Below are 20,118 nucleotides of genomic sequence, written 5' to 3' on the forward strand. Positions count from 1 at the left end.
CTTTATAAATAAAATAAAAAAGAGGTGTCTTTCATGAAGAAATGTATAAGTGAAGTTAAGAATCGTGTATCAATGAAAAAAGTTAAAAAGCATTGGGTGATTGCTTCTTCGATAGCGGTAGTTGCATTAGCAAGTCCAGTTGTTTTTGCTCAAGATTCTAATGATCAATCTTTAACCCAAGAAAAAATGACTGAATTACTCGCTATGGTAAACGGACAGGATTGTTATAACGAATGGGTAGCTAATACAGTTGAGGAAATTCAAGCAACTATTGAAAAGCAAAAAGGGCAAAATCTTGATGAATATATTATTCAATGGGGTGATACCTTATGGGCAATCAGTCAAGCTTCAGGTATTCCTATTGATGAATTAGTAGCGATTAACGGCATTCAAAATGCTGATCTAATCTATGCAGGAGATACCTTAAAAGGGTTTTAAATCGTATCCAAGCTTATGCTAAACAAAAAGAAGCTCAAACAACAGTTGTTGCACCACACCAAAGTGCAAGCCCTTTACAAGCTCTAACTACAGAACCAGTATCTGTTTTACATACAGAAGTAGCTGAAACAAAAGTTCCAACAACTCATTCTGTAAATGAGAGTCAAACAACGGTTAGCCAACCAGCCAAACCAAGTCAAGCTCATACTTAAACAGAAGTTAGTCAACCAAATAATCAAAAAGCTGATCCAGTAGAAATAGTAGAAAATCAATCCGAACCACAAGTGATTGATAAAACAGAAGAAACGATTAAGGTTACTGAAAGCGAACAAACAAATAGTCAAACGGCTCCAAGTGGTGTTATCGAGGAACAACTAGCCAGCGAGGGAGCTTCAACCGAGTATCAAACAGATTCTAGTACTGTTACTGAAACGCCTCAACTAACAGTTAAACCAACTCCAGAACCTCAAGTTCCAGAAACACCTTCTCAATCAGAAGAAGGCAATGAAGTGAGTGAAGAAGAACCAGAAAGTGTTCCATTGACTCCATTAACTCCAGCTGCACCAGTTGAAGAGGTGCAACCTACTATAGTTAAACGTACCGATCACTCTGTAAGAACCACTCCAATTCATTTTGGTGTTCAAAAAGTAGCTGATCCTAATCTTGAAAAAGGCGCAGAAAAAGTCGTTCAAGAGGGAAAAGATGGTCTTAAAACAGAGACTATTGAACGGATCTATGAGAATGACCAACTGATTTCTGAAACTGTCATTGCTACTGATATTGTTGAAGCAACACCCTAAATCATTCATGTGGGAACGAAAGAATCTGCTCCAGAAGATACCATCGAAATTAAGAAAGTAACCACAACTGAAACTATTCCTTATAAGCAAGTGATTAAAGAGAATCCTAATCTTGAAAAAGGAAAAGAAGCTCTTATTCAAAAAGGAGAAGAAGGTCAACGAGAAATTGTCGAAGAAGTGACTTATACTAATGGGAAAGAAACCAATCGCAAACAGATTTCAGATAAAGTTATCAAAGAAGCAGTTGAGGAAATCATTGTTCGAGGAACTAGAGAAGAACCAGAAAGTGTTCCATTGACTCCATTAACCCCAGCAGTAACAATTGAAAATGAAAAAGCTGATCCAGTTATTATCACTAAGGAAGAAAGTCATACTGAAAAAATTCTTTTTGAAACTGTTAGAAAAGAAAATAAAGACTTACAAAAGGGAGTAGAACAAGTTGTGCAAGAGGGAATCAATGGTGAGAAAACGATCATTGAAAAAGTAACTCTTACAGATGGTAAAGAAACCAATCGTGAAGTCATTCGAGAAGAAGTCACTAAACAACCTATTAATGAAGTGGTAGAGTACGGAACAAAAGAAGAATCTTTATCTGATCCTTTATCTCCAATTCAAGGTTTACAAGTAGGAGATACCTTTAATGGTGGGGTAGTTGAAGGATTTATCATTAATATTCCAGAAAACATCAATGATCTTGCCAAGGAAAAGAATAATAGTAATGAACAGGAATATTACGAAAAAGCAAACAATCACACCTATAACTCTGTTATCACAAAGCAGAATGACGTATTTTTATATCAACCTATTCCATATAATAACGAAGTCGTTAATCTCTTTAATACTACAGATACACTAGTTAATACAGTAAAACTCAACCAAGAATTTGCAAAACTTTTAAATGCTGAACGTCAATCTAAAGGATTATTACCACTAAATTATGCTGATTATCTCCAAGAAGGGGCAGATACACGATCACAAGAATTAGTTGACTATGGTCATATTGTTGTTAATGGGAAAGCGCATGTAAGACCGCATGATGGAAGTTCATTCCGAACTGCATATGATCCAACAATTAGATATGGCTTATCAGAAAATTCTCTAATTGACAGGGTTTTAGGCAACCCTTATACCATTCTTAGTGAAAAATATTTAGCAGAAAAAGTGTTTAATACCTGGAAGAATTCTCCTGGTCATTACAGTAATATGATGAGTGAACATGCAAAAGCTTTTGTACTATCAATTAAACTTGGTCAATATGATGGGCAAACTGGAAACCCACTAGGTGCTACATTCTCGGGAGATTCTCAAATGAGTAAAGAAGATAATTTATTTATGCATGAACTTTATAAACAGGGTAAACTAAACAATCCTAACGGTATTAAATAGTTACTATTTAACTAGGCACTCATTGATGAGTGCCTTTTTTATTTAAAAAGACATTAGTGAAAGCTAACACTCAAAAACTGTTTAGTTTGAATAAATATTTTTTGAAAGGGGGAATGCCTTCATTATCTGCCATTGTTGTTGTTACTTTGTTTTTGAATATTTATTTTATGACCACGATATGGTCTTTTTTATATTTAGGAGGAAAAAGATATGAAATTATTTAATAAATCTGTAGCTGTGTTAACAACTGCTTTAATCTCAACTGGTGTATTTGCTGAAGGTGTGGAAGTTTACGCACAAACTGTAGAGAATACGCCTACTGAAAACCGCTTAATGCGTGTTGAAGATGAAATGGTTCGAATGAATGAACGTTTATCCAAACTAGAAGCTAATCAAGATAATTTTAGAAAACGTTTAGATGCTATGCCATCTGGCGAAGAAATTCAAGCCGTGAAAGCTTTAGCGGAAGATAATCAGAAACAGATCAGTGTTGTAAAAGATAGCTTATCTAAACTTAGTGAAAAAGTAGGTAAGAATGAAGAAGATATTCAAGGTTTAGATGGCCAAGTTAAACAAGTTCAAAATGATTTAAAACGCTTAGAAGATAAAGATCAATTGCTTAACCAAGTCATTCAGGCCATTGAAAAACGTGTAAGTGTTAATGAGGAAGCTATTAAAGCTTTACAGGCAAAGACAGGTGAATTAGAAAATAAAATTCAAGCTGTCGATGATAAGTATGCTGATAAAACAGATCAACTTCAAAAGGCGATTGATGGTATTAATGGCGAAATTCAATCATTAAAAGACCGTATGTCTAAAGGTGAAGGACGACTTGATGAAGTTGAAAAAGCTATCGCAGATCTCACTAATCGAGTGGGTAATTTAGAAAAATCGTATGCAGCTTTAGAAGCTCAAGTGAATACGATTGATCAAAACTTAAAGGCTGCTACAGATCGTGTTTCTCAAGCTGAAGAAGCTATCAACCAATTACGTGAAGGATTAAAAGCTGTTGATGAAAAATATGATGATCATGTGAAAGCAATTAATGATCAATTAAATGCACATGAAGATAAACTTAACGATCTCACCCAGCGCCTTGATCAAGCAGAAAAGACCATTCAAGAACATGGTGCTGATATTGATGGTTTAAAAGGGTCAGTTGAAAAATTAGCTACTGACGCTAAGGCATTGCAAGAAGAAGTTGCTAAAGATAAACAACGATTAGACCAGGTTGAAGCTCGTCTTGGAACTGTTGAAGCAGATGTTAAAGTTGCTAAAGATAAAATTGGTGATCTAGAAAAATCTAACCAAGAATTAGCTGGTAAAGTTCAAGCAATCGAAACTGAATATCCTAAAGTTGCTGAAGAGCTTAAATCTCAAATTGATCAAAATAACCAATCAATCAACGATCTGAAAGAAAAAGTATCAAAAGCAGAAGAAGGCCTAACTAAACATGATGGTGATTTTGATCGTATTCATAATGAATTGAATACAGTACATATTGCAATTCGTGAACTAGACAAGAAAGTATTAGATACTTCAAAACTTGCTGAAACGGTTCAATCAAATAAGGAACAAGTTGATAAAGAAATTAGTGGTCTAAAAGATGTTATTAAAGGACTGGAAGATAAAGCAAAAACAAACGACGGTTTGAAAGATGAATTACAAAAAGCTAAAGATCAACTTGCTAAAGTAGAAGGATCTGTTGGAGAACAGGGGAACGATCTAAAAACAGTAAAAGATAACTTAAATAAGAGTTCTGATACAATTCAACAAATCCAAAATGATTTAGAAAAAGTAATGAAAACAGATGAATCACAAGAGAAATCGCAATCAGCGACTGATCAAAAAGTAGAAGAGCAAGGTAAAGACATTCAAGCTTTAAAAGATGAATTAAAAGTATTAAAAGATTCTCGAGTTCAACAACAAGATACCTTAGAACAAGATCATAAGCGCATTGAAAATCATTTACCAAGTAATTCTACCCAAAAAACAGAATCTATTACTCAAGACAATCAAGATGGGCATCGTATCGTCAACACAGAAGACAATCAAACGACCAGTCAAAATGGATCAGTCGTAACGCCAAATAACGGAAACGATAAAACCTCTGAACAAGAAAAGACAGATAAAGAATCCACTACTTCAGATGCTAAAAAGCAAGACACTAAAGAAGAATCTAAAGAAGGAAAGGATAAATCCCTAGATCAGTCAGGAAAAGGAAAAGCCTTACCAGAAACAGGTATGACTAGCGCGGCTTCTCTAATTGGAGTTGCTGGTGCTGCTTTAAGTTCAGTCGCAGGGTTTATTTTCTACAAAAATAATAAGAAAAAATAATCAATAATTCTAAGACTCTCAACGCTGTATTGAGAGTCTTTTATTTTTATTGAATATAGGAGGAAATAAAATATGGAAAACAAAAATATCTTACGGTTAATGACTAAAAGTGCTTTGCTTTTAAGCGCTTTCTCTGTAGGTGGTGTTTTAGCAGAGAGTGCTGGAATTAATGTACCGTTACAAACCATCGCTCAAGCAGCTTCAGCTCCTACAATCTGGGGTGTTCATCCAGGTTTAGTAAGCGATGGACAACAATTAAATTTATTACATGGTATTGAAGCACATGATGAAACAGATGGGGATATTAGTCGTAATATTAAAGTCTCTCATAATATTGACTATAACAAGAACGGTACATATGATGTTACTTATTCAGTAACAAACTCACAAGGGCAAACAGCAACAGCAAAAACGACTGTTACTGTTCAATTACCAAACTGGCGACAACAACTCGATCAGCTTGGATATCAAGCAAATCGGGTTGAAAATAACTTAAATGAATTAAAAGATAAATTGCCAGATCAAATTGTTAATGAAATCCAACCCCAAATTAAAGGGATTAATGATAAAATCCGAGAATTAAGTGAAAAAGATCGCTTATTAGCTGATGATCTTGAAGAATTAAGAGCGCGTATTACTCAAGCAGAAAAGAATATTGATGGGCTAAAAGGCGCTGACCAAGAGCTAGCTAATAAAATCGGTGATCTAAAAGTTAACTTAGGAAAATTAGGTTCTCAAGTTGACGGGTTACAAAATCAAGTCAAACAGCATGAACAACGTTTAGATGATCTTGAACCCCGTATGTTCCGAGTAGAAACAAATCTTGCTTTAACTATTGAACGTGTCGCCTACTTAGAGGAAAAGACAAAATGGTTAGAAGATGATCTTCGCTTACTAGAAGGAAAATTCAATGATGAAGCAAATCGTCTTCAAAAAGAAATTGATAGCAATAAAGCAAAAATCGCAGACCTCAATGGAAAAATTGCTGAATTAAAAGGAGAGGTTGCGAAAAATTCAGGAGATATTGATCAATTATTTAATCGTATCACCCAATTGAATAAGGATATTGACGGTATTGAAAATCAATTAAGCAAGCATGGCGCTGAAATTAGCGAATTGTTCACTAAATTAGGTGATTCTGAGGCAGGCTTAAATCATGCTAAGGATCGTATTAAAGCCTTGGAAGATCAGAATAATCAGTTAGCGGAAAAAGCCAAACAAATTTCTGATCAACTTGGTAATAATAAAGAAGAACTAATGAATGAGATTAAGGCTAATACTGAAGCTATTCAAGGTCTTAAAGAAAAAGCAAGTGCTTTAGAAGAACAAGCCAATGGTCAAGACAAAAAGGCTGATCAAATTCAAAAAGGTATTAATGACCTTAACGATGTTATTAATCGATTAGGAGAAAAACTAAATACTAATGGCCAAACGATTGCTTATTTAAATTTGAGAATGAGTAAGATCGAAGATGGTCTACAAGGCACTCAAAATGAATTAGTAAAATTGGATGATCAAATCACTAAACTTAATGATCTTATTAATCAATCCAATCATAAAAATTCTGAGGCATTTAAAGATTTATCTAATCAGATCAATACTTTAGCCAACCAATCAGGTGAGTTAAAGGGTAGAATGACAGGGATCTTAGATAAAATTAAGAATAATAATGCTGATTTAGATAAAGTGGCTGATGAAGTAACCGCTCTTGAAAGAGATGCAGAACAACTTAACCAAAAAGCTTCAGTTCAAACCGATCGAATCAATACATTAGAAAGCACAGCAAATCAACTTCAAAATCAAATTGCTGATGCAGATCAAAAATTATCCTCTCTAGAAGCCGATCAAGCGAAGTTAGAAGAGCAAGCAAAATCTCTAGAAGGTAAGAGGGATAATGAGAGTCAAGCTCTTAAAGAATTGATTGATAAAAACCGTGACTCATTAGATCAATTAAAAGAACAAGTGACTTTCTTAAAAAATAATTTTGATAAATTATTAGGAGATCAACATGCTTTGCAAGGCTCTGTTGATAATATTAACGGCGCTTTAGACCAATTACAAAAACAAGTCAATAAAATTGCAGATAACGAAGGAAAACTTTTACAAAAAATCGAAGGACTTGAAGATACTGGTAACGAAGTCGAAAAGATTGCTGAAGATATAGCTAAGAAGATTAAAGATTTAAAAAATGGCCAAGAGGGTATCCAAAAATCAGTCGATCAAACAAATTATCTCACTTCAAAAGATAATAATCCTAATAGTGAAGATAACAAACAAGAGAATCCTCGATTAACTGAAAATGATAAGGCATCCTTAGATAGTAAAAATAATGAAGATAAGCGCTCTTCAAAAGCAAAAGACAATACTATCCAAGGTAAACAAACTGAAACTCCTAATAATGAACTGAAAAGTAATCAATCTAACGATAAAACCCCTAAACAAGAAAAGGTAGATAAAAAATCCACTACTTCTGATGATAAAAAGCAAGACAGTAAAGAAGAATCTAAAGAAGGTAAAGATAAATCCCTTGATCAATCTAACAAGGGTAAGGATAAATCTTTAGACCAATCAGGAAAAGGAAAAGCCTTACCTGAGACTGGTACTAAAAACCCGATTTATCTATTATTTAGCGGTTTAGCTGTAGTCGCAATAGCAGGCGTTTTATGGGCTATGGGTGTATTTAATAAAAAAGATAAGAAGAAAAATGATAAATAAACGGTAAAACAAAATATTGAATTAAAAGGATAGCTAATAAGGTAGCTGTCCTTTTTATATTCATAAGCTATTAAATGAAATAGCGTTTAATAATTGATGAAAGTACGTAACTTTTTAGTTCTTAAATGAGGTGAGTGCTATTTTTTAACAAATTATTGTAAACATGGAAATTATAAGGAGGAGAAAAATGAAACCAACACAAAAGAAACGTATAAAAATTTATAGTGCGTTAGCGTTAGGGTTATCTGCTGTACCACTTGTAGAAAGTGTCACAAATACTGCTATTGTAGCCTATGCTGCTGAAAGGCATCCAGCGCTTGATAGATATTACCAAGAACAAGCTAGTCAACGTCCAAGAACAATGGATTATTTTAAAACAAACCCCAATGATATTGAGTTAACAAATGTTAGTGTTACTGGACGTCAAAGTGGTCGAAATCGTGTCAATGGGCATGGAGAAATTGTTGATTTAAAATTAAACTTTAAAGTATCTCCTAATGCCAAGGTAGGGGAACTTTATTTCATTTCATTTGGTTCTGAAGGTCAATATCTGAACGGTCATAAAAGTGAACAACCTCTCATTCCTTTACCTTCAGGAGATATTTATGCAGATACGCCTGATGGAAAAGTGAAAATTGGGGAAGCTAGTGCCCCATGGTCTGCGGTTGGAACGGATGGCGCTAATGATAGCCCTAATAGTATTCCAGAAGGCGGAACGATTGTTGTATTTAATGATAATATTAAAAAATATGACAACGTTCACTTTTCTATTGAAAAGAGCGGAGAAAGTACTTTTGTCACTAGTGTCGATCAAAAACGTGTCGTTTTACCTTATCAAGTAAGGATTAATGGAGTCGAAAAAGGCTCACCAGTAAATATTACACGAGATACAGATAAATTATGGACAAATTCAGGGCCGTCGTTTACATATGGAGGTCTTTCCTATGAAAAAGCTTTACTTGGATTGTCAGTTAACCCTGGGTATAAATTTAGCCGCCAAGGACAAACTTATCATTTTCAAGTAGACTTATCTAATGATTTTGAATTCCAAAATAATCAAAGAGTAGATCCGCCAGAAAATGCTAGACATGCCTTAAATTTCAAATTTGATTATGTCGAAGCTTATAAATATGGAGATCGCTCATTCAAAGATGTCTTTAATATTCATAATGTACAAGTTTCCAATAATAGAAGACGATTAACATGGGATGTCACCATCAAAAAAGATATTTCAAGTGATATGAACAAACGTTTATGGACATATTACTTTGATATTCCTGATGTGAAAATCAAATCTTTAGATCGAGCTAGAAAAGATCCTAATAGAATGTTACTTCACCTTAATCAACCGATTGGTATTAATGTAACAGAGAATGGATCTCAGATATTTAATGGAAAAGTCGATGCTTTAAAATATTCGGATGATGCCTTAAAAGGATTTGGTACACTAGCAAAACCAGAAGAACCTGTCTTTTCACAAAAAAAACGAGAAGAAAAAGAACCGATTCCGTTTCAGACTTATAAACGATTTAATGAGAAGTTAAAAGGTACAGACTATATCGAAGTTCAACCTGGTATTACAGGGGAACGTAAACGCACCATTACTTGGGAAGAAGACTCTACAGGTAATCGTAGAAATAAAAAAACTAGCGATTGGCAAGTCACAAAACAAAAGCAAGATAGGATTCTAGAATATGGAAAGGATTTCGTTCCTCCTAAAAATGATGATGTAAGACGACAAGACACACCAATTCCATATGATACGATTCGTATTGAAGAACCTTCCTTACCTAAAGGAGTCGAAAAAGTCGTTCAAGAAGGAGAAGAAGGACTTAAACGTAGAATTGAACAAAAATTCCATCCAAGTACCGAATGGATTCTTCAATGGGAAGGAATTGTTAAGGAAAAAGTCGACAAGATCATCCATTATGGAATTCCTCATCCACCTAATATTTGGGGTGTTCACCAAACTCAAATTAGTGACGGTGAACGGTTAAACCTCATGCATGGGATTGAAGCTGAAGATATGGAAGATGGCAATTTGAGTGATAAAGTAACTGTTGAAGGTGAAGTGGATTATACCAAAGACGGGTCTTATCCTGTCACTTATAAAGTGACGGATTCCGATGGAATGACAGATATTGTTGTTTCGAATGTGATTGTTAAACGTTTTCCAGCGGAAGAAATGATTAAAGAGTTACAAAATAAATTTAATGACTTACAAAATAATGTCAACAAGTTACCTGATGAAATTCGAGCTAAAGTCAACGATCGTTTGAAGCCACAATTAGATGGAATTAATGATTCTATTAAAGCCTTAGAAAAAACTGATCCTATTCAACGTCAACAAGCTGATGACCTTATCAAACGTATTGGGGAAGTAGAAGGCAATATTAATACCTTAAAAGCTGAAGACCAACGATTAGCTAATGAGTTAGGTGATGTTGAAAAGAGTTTTGAAGGACTTCAAGGCAAAGTCAATGATCTCGGAGATCAAATTACTAATCATTATGATCGTTTACAATCGCTAGAAGCGCGTTTAAGACGTGCAGAAGAACATACCAATAAGACGATGAGTCGAGTAGATAACTTGTATGAACGCTTAGATGGTTTTGAAAGAGATCTCAAAGGGGTCGATGATCGCTATCAAGGAGTTTTCAGCCAGCTTAAAGAGCAGATTAATACTAATCGAAAGACCTTAGACGAGTATCACGAAACTTTAAAATCTATAGGTAATGACATTGCTCAAAATACCAATAATTTAGATAAAGTCAAGAAAACACTTGATGACATGAATTTTAATTTAGAAGGCCTTCAAAAAACAGCTGATCAACAAGACCAACAAATTAAGGAATTAAAAGGTCGTGTTTCTCAATTAGCTAAGGGGATTCAAGAAGAAACTGAAAAATTAACTCGTCTCGAAGAGCAATCCAAAGGGTTAGGAAACGTTTTCGATCAGTTGGGAGACCAAGTAAATAAAGACAATGAAGAATTGAAAGCGGCGATTCTTAAGAATCAAGAGAAGATTTCTCAATTAAAAGATCAACTTCAAAACATTGCAGATAAAACTTTATCTAATGAAAAAGATTTAGCAGCTAGTGAAAAAGAGCTGAGTGATCTTAATGAAAAAGCTTCTCAGTTAGATCAAGAGATTACCAAACAAAGTAATCAATTGAATGACTTATCTGTTCATGTTGATAAGAGTGAAGAGAGCTTTTCATCTATTAAAGATCAGTTAAATCAAAAACGTGGCCAAGCTGACCAATTAGAAAATTATATTAAATCTCTTGACCCTAAATTTGACAGCAAAAAAGAAGAATTCTTAAATCAAATCAATAAGGCGAAAGAAAAACTCGATGAAGTTGATAAAATGGTTAGTGAAGGTGAAAAAGCAGCTGATCAACAAGATAAAGCACTTGAATTAGATAAAGCTCGATTAGATAAAGCGAATGAGCTCTTACAGTCTAGTCAACAAATTTTAGACAACCAAGAAAAACAATTAGAAGTTTTAGAGGCAACTTTTAGCGAATCTGGTCAAGCAATTAACAAAGTGACCGATCGAATTGATCAACTCAATGGTAAAAAAGAAGAAATTGCAAAAATTCTTGATGAAGTAGAAAACGATTTAAATGATAAAGAATTATCTAATGTAGCTCATAAAACTACAGAAGGCATTGAAGCTCTAAAAGAAGAAAGTGATCAATTAAAAGAACTTTCTAATCAAGGCGCTACTCAATCCAAACAACTGCACAAAGTTATTGATAATATTGATAAAATCGTCAATAATATGACTAATAATCTTTCCGACTATGCGGAAAACCATGGCAACATGGAAAATAGAACGGAAGCCGCAGGTGAAAAGATAGAAAAGGCCAAGACGACATTAATTCAATTGCAAGAAAAATTGAAAGCTATTGGTACTGATAATCAAGATGCTAAAGACTCAATCGATCGATTAGAAGAAACTGAAACTCAAATTGAACAAGAAAACGCAGAACCTGGTTTGATTGAGAAGGTAATTGATACCATTACAAAACCGTTCAAGAAGACTAAGCAGGAAAATAATGAAAACGCTGAATCAATGTCTATTGCTAACAAAGATATTAATTCTAACAATCAAGAAAATAAAGCTTCTTTAGACAATAATAATGAAAAAAATAGTCAATCTAATGAAGAAAAAGATAAACTTCAATACGATACAGATCAAAATCAATCTAAATCAGAAGATTTAGCTTCAAATAATAAAGATAAGACCGATAATTCCTCATCTAAAAATCAACCTCAAAAGGGCAAAGAATTGCCTGAAGCAGGGATTAGTAGTCTAGGATCTCTTATTGGGGTTGCTGGTGCTACTTTAAGTTCATTAGCAGGTATTTTCTTATATAGAAATGGAAAGAAATAATATTATAAATCATGACCCTCAAAGTTAGCTTTGGGGGCTTTTTTATATTTTCTCAGTAATTTAATTGTTCAAAAGTAAGAAATTAACATCATTTAAAGGGTAGCAAGATCTTGCTATCCTTTGTAGGATGCTAATCTCAAATAGATCAAAAAAGGAGGATAACATGAGTATTATAAAATTGGGGGGCTTAGGATTTGGTCGAAGTCGATCAATGGAAGATGCCATTAAAAAAAGCCGTATTGGAGATATTATTGAAATAAAAAAGAACCTTAGTGCAAATGAAAAACAAGAACCACTCTTACTCAATCATGATTTAACGATTGACGGTAATAATAATACAATCAGCGTTTATCATGATAAACCTTTATTGGTTGCTGATAGTGAGTTATCTTTAACAATTAAAAATTTGAAGATATTTTTGCAAAAGAAATCTAACTTTTTATTATTAGGGGAAAACTTCAAAGGAAACGTTTCATTCGATAATGTTGAAGTAGAATTTTCCACTAAGAGTGATTCACGGGATTTCTTTTCGCCAATTCATGCAAATACATCTAATTATTCTTTAACTTTAAATCATGTAAAAACTGATTTTCTAAAAATTATTGCTGAATCAATGTCGATTCAAAATTCTCAAATTGGAAGTTTAACAAGAGCCGAAAGCTTGTTATATACAAATAGGTTAAATATTAAAAATACTTCTTTAAATCATATGACAATAAAAAGTATGTTTAGCGATACGAACGCATTACTAACGGGAGAAAATTTAAAATCACAAGGAAAATTAGCTTTTGAAGAAATCGATGGCAACATTTCCTATTTACAATTTATTCCTTACCTCAATCAAAAAGGTGAAGCTTTTTCATCAGAGAAGGAATACTTAAAAAGCTTTACTAATGATATTTATCGATTAGATCAATTAGTGTATTTAATTATTAATCAAACTGGTAAAGGTCAATTTGGAAAACCTTTTGAGATCAGCAATTTATCTTTCCCTAGTGAACAATGTTCATATTTTAAAACTTGTCCTTCAATAATTAGTGAATCTGAATTGTTATTAACAGATTCAACATTAGAATTTAATCCTTTAAAAGGCGTTCTGGTTAATTCAACAGTACGCTTTGAAAATGTCGCGGATCTTAACGATTGGACAGTTAAGGAAAATGTAAAATTGTCTAATTTAAATAGTCAAAGTATTTTGTTTAATGATGAATCAAAAGAATCTAATAAAACAGCCGTAGAAGAGATTAAAGAATATATCGGATTAGAAAATGTTAAAAGTCAATTAGATGACCTCATTTCGTCTTCTAAGATGAATGCTTTACGTCTTCAAAGAGGGTTACCAACTACTAGTGGTTTTTCCATGCACATGATATTTGGTGGACACGCTGGTACAGGAAAAACGTCAATAGCTAAGTTATTTGGGAAGGCTTTATATGAAAGTGGTGTTTTACCCACTAATCGATTTGCCTTTGCGAGTGAACCAGATTTAGTTGCTGGTTATGTTGGCCAAACCGCTCAAAAGACTAAAGATATTGTTATGTCCGCTAAGGGTGGTGTGCTTTTTATTGATGAAGCTTATTCATTAACTCCTGAAGAAGGTCAAAATAGTTTTAAACAAGAAGCTATCGATCAAATTGTTGCGTTGGCTGATGAATTGAGAGAAGATACAGTAATTATCCTAGCTGGTTATACTGATCCTATGAAAAAGTTTTTGCAAGCTAATGAAGGTCTTGCTTCACGTTTTAAAAATTGGATTGAATTTCCCGATTATTCATTAGAAGAACTTATTCAGATCTTAGATATCAATTTAAAACAGCAAGGTATTATCATTAGTGAACATGATCAAGAAGTATTATTAGAATCTTTTTTAAATGTCTATAACTGTTTAACAAACAATGGTCAAACCTATTTAAAAGGAAATGGGCGTACTATTAGAAACTATGTACAAGATCTTATTCAAACCCGTGACGTTCGAATTAATAGTCAATTCTCAAATATGGAATTAACTAATGATGATTTACAACAAATTAATTCAGAGGATATTAGAAAAGTGGAAGAAAAGTATATGCATAATTAATAACATAAAATGGATAAATTAGGTGAAATTAGTCGTTGCTGAGAGCGATTCTGGTGCAATTTCAGATTATTAGATGGATAATTTTACCTATTTATTGCAAGCAAATCACTGCCTAAGAATTGAATTAATTTCGCATTTTAAGCCAATTAATTTGTTATACTGAAAATGAGTACATGATTTTATCATGTCTATTATGATAATAAAAGGAGAATAATTATGCCAATGTCTTTAGGACTTGTGGGCATAACAGTATTCATCGCTCACTTTTCTATTTATTTTCAGGGTCACTAGATTTTTCAAGGATGGCCATCTTATATCCCGGCTTTAACTTTATGGGATTTTTAAATCGATTCCATGCTAGTATCATTAATCCTTATGTCAATTTTTTGTTTGAAAGTATCATTCATTCTTTCAGATACCTGTGCATGTAGGTTATTAAATTTAATTTATTTTCGATGAGGAGAACATATTAAAAAATTAATTTATACTATTATCTATAATTGATAAGATTGGGAATTGAAAAGTTAATTCACAACATGTTGACAAAATATCGATCATGAAATACAATATGTAGGGTTTTGAAACCGGAATCATTTTTGCCTATTTGAGTATAAATTATACTTCCAATGAATTTAGAAAGAAGGAATTTTTATGTCATCCTATAAGAAAGTATTTGGACTATTATTAACCGCTAGCTTGGCCTTAGGGGCATGCGGACAAGCCAATCAAAAGGGCGCCAATTCTGAGGCTGCTTCAAGCGCTCAAACCAGCCAAACAAGCACTCAAAACCCTGAAAGTGGGTATCCATTTACCGTCCAAAATGAATTAAAGGGACAAACTTATGAGCAAACTTTCGAACAATCACCAGAACAGGCCGTTTCGCTTAGTGGCTTCACGACTGAAATGTTACTAGCTCTTGGTTTAGAAGACAAAATGGTCGGCTACGCTTACCAAGATAATGAAGTGCTCCCTGAATACAAAGAGGCCCTAAGCAAAGTCAAAGAGCTATCGGACCAAAATCCCTCCAAAGAAGTGCTTATCGCTAGCCAACCAGACTTTGTGACGGGCTGGACTTCTTCATTTTCTGATAAAAATTTCCCACCTCAATTCCTGAATGACAATCAAATGAAGTTCTATGTCCCACTATCTGAAGCCCCTAATGCCACCATGGATACCGTCTACCAAGACTTCCAAAACTTTGGTCGAATCTTTGCCGTTGAAGACCGGGCTAATGAAGTCATTGGGAAGATGAAAGCTGGCATCCAACCCGTTGTTGATAAAGTAAAAGATAAAAAACCGGTAACTACCTTTGTCTATGACAGTGGTGAAGATGCTCCTCTAACTGCGAGCGCTACCTTAGGAACTGAACTGATTCGCTTAGCTGGCGGGGAAAATGTCTTTGCGGGTGGCGACAAGGGCTATGCGACTGTTTCATGGGAAGACGCGGTTAACAAGAATCCCGATACCATTATCGTGATCGATTACGAACAAAGCACCCCAATTGAAGAAAAACTCGATTACCTCAAAAATCAATCACCCCTTAAAGATTCTGAAGCGGTAAAGAATGACCGGATTACTGTCATCGGCTTGTCTGATTTAATGCCTGGGGTGCGGAATGTCAAAGCGATCCAAGACCTCGCACAATTCTTCCACCCAGAGGCCTTCGCTAATGAGTAAACAGCCTAATCGCCCTTGGATACTTGTCCTAGCAGCCGTCTTAGTACTAATTTTAGGCATAACGATGACTATTTCTATCTATGTCGGTAGTGTCGACCTCGTAGCAAGTGACGTTGGCAAGATTATTATTAACCGGCTAAGCCAAGCCGAAATTTTTCCGGTCACCTGGCAAGCTTCAGCCGAAACTATTGTCTGGGACTTGCGTTTACCAAAGACCCTGGTTGCTGCACTGACGGGGATGGGGTTAAGTTTAGCGGGAGCACTGATGCAAACCTTAACCCATAACCCGATGGCGGATCCTTATCTTTTAGGGATTTCCTCAGGAGCTTCAACAGGAGCCGTCTTATCGATTTTAGTTGGCACTGTACCAGTGATCGGTTATCTGCCCTTAGAAGTCGGGGCTTTCCTGGGGGCTTTACTTGCCACTGGCCTGGTCTTTTTGATTTCCGGTAAGCAGGGGAAGCTTTCCACCATTCACCTGATTTTAACTGGGGTGGCTTTATCTGCCCTCTTTTCGGCACTAACCAGCATTATCATCTTTTTAACGCCTGATGTCCGTGCTATTTCTAGTGCCCTCTTCTGGATGAGTGGGAGTTTTTCAGGCATCAGCTGGAAGGACGTTGCTCCGGTAGCGATCGCTGTATTGCTTTCCAGCCTTATCCTATTTTTAATCCATCAGCCCCTCGACCTGCTCTTGTTGGGTGATGATCGGGCTCGGATGAATGGGATCAATGTTTTTGCTCTTAAATCGCTGATTTTTGTGATAACTTCCCTATTAACAGCGATCTTAGTGGCCAAAAGTGGGGTGATCGGCTTTGTGGGCCTGGTGATTCCTCACATTACCCGCTTGCTGGTAGGTCCTACACACCGCCGTTTATTACTGGTTGCACCTCTAGCGGGAGCAATCTTAATGGTGGTCGCCGATACTGTTTCTCGGGTAGTCTTCTCCCCAGAAGAATTACCGGTTGGTATCGTGACCGCCCTAGTCGGCGCTCCTTTCTTCATCTTTTTAATGCAGCGCAGTAAAGATAAATTGGCATAGGAGGGTAACATGTTATGAGTAAAATTTCAGTAGACCAGCTTAACATTAGCCTATCCGGTCGGTCGATCCTTCAAGAGCTGAGTTTTCAAGTGGAAAAAGGTGAGTTTGTGGGGCTAATCGGTCCCAATGGGTCAGGTAAGTCTACTTTGCTAAAGGCTTTAGATAAGAGCTTAAGCCGCCAATCCGGAGAGATTTATTTCAACGCCCAAAACATTGACCATTTATCAACGAAGGAATTTGCTAAGACCTGTGCTGTCGTCGCCCAAGAACATAACCTGGCTTTCGATTTTAAGGTAATTGACCTGGTACAGCTCTCCCGCTTCATCCACCATCCTTGGTACCAAGGAAATAATCAAAGGGATGCCGCTATTGTCCAAGAGGCTCTAGAAAAAGTGGGACTTGTCGACTTGCAGGATAAAAATTATTTCCAGCTTTCCGGTGGTGAGCAGCAACGGGTTATGATTGCTATGGCACTCGCCAAGCAGGTCGATATTCTCTTGATGGATGAGCCCTCCAATCATTTAGATATTAATTACCAGCTGTCGATCCTCAAAACGATTAAACAGGAAGGACTCACCGTATTTACTTCGCTTCATGATTTAAATTTAGCGGCCCGTTTCTGTGACCGTCTCATCCTGCTCAATCAAGGGTCCATCGTTCTGAACGGCCCTACCGAAGAGGTCTTGACCAGCCCGCAATTAAGTCAAGTCTTTAAGGTGGATATCGTTACTAACCGCCTTCCCAATGGATGTTTAGGAATTAATTATCTTTGAAAGATTGAACCTGATAGGTTTTTAGTTAAAGTAGATTAACAGAAAATAAATTTAAGGTAGTGAAAAACTGATAACTTTATTATTGCAACTGACATTCTCGAGAGGGGAAACATAGCCTACAGTACACTTAGGTATTGTATAATCGATATTCGGTAAAAGTCTGAAAAGAGGTTGTGGGAAGGCTTAAAATTACGTGAATCTTCTAAAGTGTTTAATTACTTCATTCAAGCTTTGTCAAGACAGACTGCTGATTAACTTATAGGCCTTAATTTAAGGAGGTGCTTTGCAATTTTATTCCAAGATAAAAAGCACTATCACCTATAGAAAAGCCCGATCAATCAGGGGTTGACAAACTCGTACAAATTCTCTATTTTGTAAAAAAAATATTTTTGCTTAGTTCATAAATTTAGTTTTTTTAATATTAGCATGTTAGAATATATTCACTAATTATTGACTTTATTCTAAGTGATTTGTTTAAGCTTTATTGACTTCCACTTTATCTAGAAATAGTTCTATAATGATTGATTTTAAATAAGTTTTTCATTCACGTATTTGCCCTTAATTTAACTATGACCTTCGCTTATTCTTTACAAGTATTTGACTACTTATTCTTCTATATTGTATGATAGTAACTGGAGGGGTTATCCCTTCACGTTCCAATTATTGTGTTTCTACAAGCAATCTGGTGCAATCGCTTGTTAGACCCTTTTAGCTGAGAGGACCTTTCCCTGGGTCCTCTTTTCGTATGTGTTGATATTCAGTAAGTAAAGTTATAAGATAGGGATAGAGGGTTCATGCCCTTCACTTCCCATTATTAAGTTTCTGCAAGCAATTCGCTTGCTGGAGTCCTTTTGTCCTGAGAGGGCCCTTTAATGGGTCCTCTCTTTTTTATTTTTAACATTCTATAAATTCTATTGAAAATTATTACAAAAGATTGTACTATACTACATGAAGAGATAAGTCTCTTCTGTATATTTATAGTGAATGTATTTCATGAATGCATTCTCTCCCAGCCCCTTTCCTGTAGGGGCTTTTTTAATGCCTAAAAAGTAGCAAAATTATACAGGATCATATAAAAGTTATAATCAGAAACCCGATACAGCGCTATCAGTAGATACCATTTCAAGCGTTTTATCAAGTGCTGCTATTTATATGCGATATTTATTTTTAGCCTTATAGGTAAGTCCTGGAATTCGCTATTATATTTTTAATTAATATATCTTTTTTATTTAAGGAAAACAATCTAATAGCAAGAAAAATAATCATATATAAAGAATGATCATTAAAAAGTCATAGTCATCTCATCTCTTAGTACTAGATGGCGGATATATAGACTCATGTCGGAATTATTAAAGAATAAATATTTTTGAAAAGCAATTTTTGATGTTAATTCAATTATTGAGTTTTCCAATAACCATCATTAAAAGTGAAATACCCAGCGAAAAGGCACTACTTCTTATTATTGTAGAAATCATAAACGCAAAGCTTACATAACCTAAGTTTGAAAAGAATGGTCCCTATAAAATTTAAGTATCTGGACTGATGTTGGTTTCATTACCATCTGCCCGCTTTCAATCATAAATAAGTCGACTGAATCTATATTAGCAAATCCAAATAAAAACATATTCATGAAAACTTCACTAAAGATTTCAATTAGACTGATTATTGTAATCGTTAAAATTAGAAAGAAGTAATTTTCTCCTAGAATAGGTTTTTATTAGTAAAAGTTTAATATTTTCTTCTGTAAATTCTCTTGAAATGAATTCTGACCCGATAATAATACAATAAAAACTACTGTTTCTATAATTCCACCGATTGAAATGCGGGCAAAAATATACTTTTTAAGCGTGGGCATGTTATGCACTAGTCTATACTTAGAAAGTCTTACTTTATTTTCTTCATCTTTCCTAAGTTGAGAGAAATTGATATTAAATCTAGTCTATTTTCGTTGAACTTTATAGTCTCTCTTGCTTCAACTTTCTAATTTTCAGTTTTTTGAGCAGAACCTACATAAAGAGATGCAAAAGCAGAGAATATACATAAAAGTATCAAAAGGCTTTTTTAAGTTTCTTGAAAAAATTTTCATCGCTTCATTACTACTTTTTCTACTACATATCTTTCTATATTTATAACTCTTCACACGCGTTTTACATATATTATCCATTTTCATCTGTATTAAAACGTGATTATTTTGTTCTTCTCTTAAATCCGCTATATTATTTGTAGCTGTTAATACTTTTCTTTTTATCATTACACACCTATCACATGTTAGCTTTATTTCAGAATGAAAGTGACTTGATATCAATATAAGAAGGGCTTCTCAACAATATTACATCACTTAATGTTTATACAAGATATTAATCTTCTGTTTTTAACCCTTAAAAGTAATATAACCACTTAGTAACGTATGAGTTCATGGATAATCTGGCTATAATTCCTTATTTTGGTTTATTATGAATTATTAGCTTGTA

General features: G+C 34.6%; 10 protein-coding genes. All 10 read left to right on the forward strand.

Going from position 1 to position 20,118, the window contains the following annotated elements:
- Positions 1 to 33 precede the first annotated feature (33 nt).
- The gene (locus tag DBT49_RS09755) at positions 34 to 438 is read left to right on the forward strand and encodes a LysM peptidoglycan-binding domain-containing protein (RefSeq protein WP_070559130.1); all 405 of its coding nucleotides are present in this window, start codon (positions 34 to 36) and stop codon (positions 436 to 438) included.
- Between the two features lie 284 nt (positions 439 to 722).
- The gene (locus tag DBT49_RS03800) at positions 723 to 1,238 is read left to right on the forward strand and encodes a G5 domain-containing protein (RefSeq protein WP_070559128.1); all 516 of its coding nucleotides are present in this window, start codon (positions 723 to 725) and stop codon (positions 1,236 to 1,238) included.
- Between the two features lie 9 nt (positions 1,239 to 1,247).
- Positions 1,248 to 2,624, forward strand: a complete 1,377-nt coding sequence (locus DBT49_RS03805; RefSeq protein ID WP_070559126.1) for a G5 domain-containing protein — start codon at positions 1,248 to 1,250, stop codon at positions 2,622 to 2,624.
- Between the two features lie 210 nt (positions 2,625 to 2,834).
- Positions 2,835 to 4,961, forward strand: coding sequence for a tropomyosin (locus DBT49_RS03810; protein ID WP_070559124.1), 2,127 nt, complete (start codon positions 2,835 to 2,837; stop codon positions 4,959 to 4,961).
- Between the two features lie 72 nt (positions 4,962 to 5,033).
- Positions 5,034 to 7,676, forward strand: coding sequence for an immunoglobulin-like domain-containing protein (locus DBT49_RS03815; RefSeq protein ID WP_070559121.1), 2,643 nt, complete (start codon positions 5,034 to 5,036; stop codon positions 7,674 to 7,676).
- Between the two features lie 187 nt (positions 7,677 to 7,863).
- Positions 7,864 to 12,078: an immunoglobulin-like domain-containing protein gene (locus tag DBT49_RS03820; RefSeq protein ID WP_070559119.1), complete on the forward strand. Its 4,215-nt coding sequence runs from the start codon at positions 7,864 to 7,866 to the stop codon at positions 12,076 to 12,078.
- Positions 12,079 to 12,241: 163 nt separating this feature from the next.
- Positions 12,242 to 14,155: an AAA family ATPase gene (locus DBT49_RS03825; RefSeq protein ID WP_070559117.1), complete on the forward strand. Its 1,914-nt coding sequence runs from the start codon at positions 12,242 to 12,244 to the stop codon at positions 14,153 to 14,155.
- 651 nt (positions 14,156 to 14,806) lie between these two features.
- Positions 14,807 to 15,832 carry an ABC transporter substrate-binding protein gene (locus tag DBT49_RS03830; RefSeq protein WP_111829206.1) on the forward strand — a complete coding sequence of 342 codons (1,026 nt, stop codon included), beginning with the start codon at positions 14,807 to 14,809 and terminating at the stop codon, positions 15,830 to 15,832.
- Positions 15,825 to 16,874 (forward strand): FecCD family ABC transporter permease, encoded by a 1,050-nt coding sequence (locus DBT49_RS03835; RefSeq protein ID WP_181565423.1) that lies wholly within the window; start codon positions 15,825 to 15,827, stop codon positions 16,872 to 16,874. The genes DBT49_RS03830 and DBT49_RS03835 overlap by 8 nt, the downstream gene beginning before the upstream one ends.
- A gap of 14 nt (positions 16,875 to 16,888) precedes the next feature.
- Entirely contained in the window at positions 16,889 to 17,647 is a 759-nt protein-coding gene (locus DBT49_RS03840; RefSeq protein ID WP_070559111.1) for an ABC transporter ATP-binding protein, read from the forward strand.
- Positions 17,648 to 20,118: the final 2,471 nt, after the last annotated feature.

It is taken from the genome of Aerococcus mictus (assembly GCF_003286595.3).
Taxonomy (GTDB): Bacteria; Bacillota; Bacilli; order Lactobacillales; family Aerococcaceae; genus Aerococcus; species Aerococcus mictus.

Excerpts from the sequence above, each read along its gene's own strand:
- DBT49_RS09755 (WP_070559130.1), top strand. The coding sequence starts at position 34 with ATGAAGAAATGTATAAGTGAAGTTAAGAATCGTGTATCAATGAAAAAA.
- DBT49_RS03810 (WP_070559124.1), top strand. The coding sequence starts at position 2,835 with ATGAAATTATTTAATAAATCTGTAGCTGTGTTAACAACTGCTTTAATC.
- DBT49_RS03815 (WP_070559121.1), top strand. The coding sequence starts at position 5,034 with ATGGAAAACAAAAATATCTTACGGTTAATGACTAAAAGTGCTTTGCTT.
- DBT49_RS03820 (WP_070559119.1), top strand. The coding sequence starts at position 7,864 with ATGAAACCAACACAAAAGAAACGTATAAAAATTTATAGTGCGTTAGCG.
- DBT49_RS03825 (WP_070559117.1), top strand. The coding sequence starts at position 12,242 with ATGAGTATTATAAAATTGGGGGGCTTAGGATTTGGTCGAAGTCGATCA.
- DBT49_RS03830 (WP_111829206.1), top strand. The coding sequence starts at position 14,807 with ATGTCATCCTATAAGAAAGTATTTGGACTATTATTAACCGCTAGCTTG.
- DBT49_RS03835 (WP_181565423.1), top strand. The coding sequence starts at position 15,825 with ATGAGTAAACAGCCTAATCGCCCTTGGATACTTGTCCTAGCAGCCGTC.
- DBT49_RS03840 (WP_070559111.1), top strand. The coding sequence starts at position 16,889 with ATGAGTAAAATTTCAGTAGACCAGCTTAACATTAGCCTATCCGGTCGG.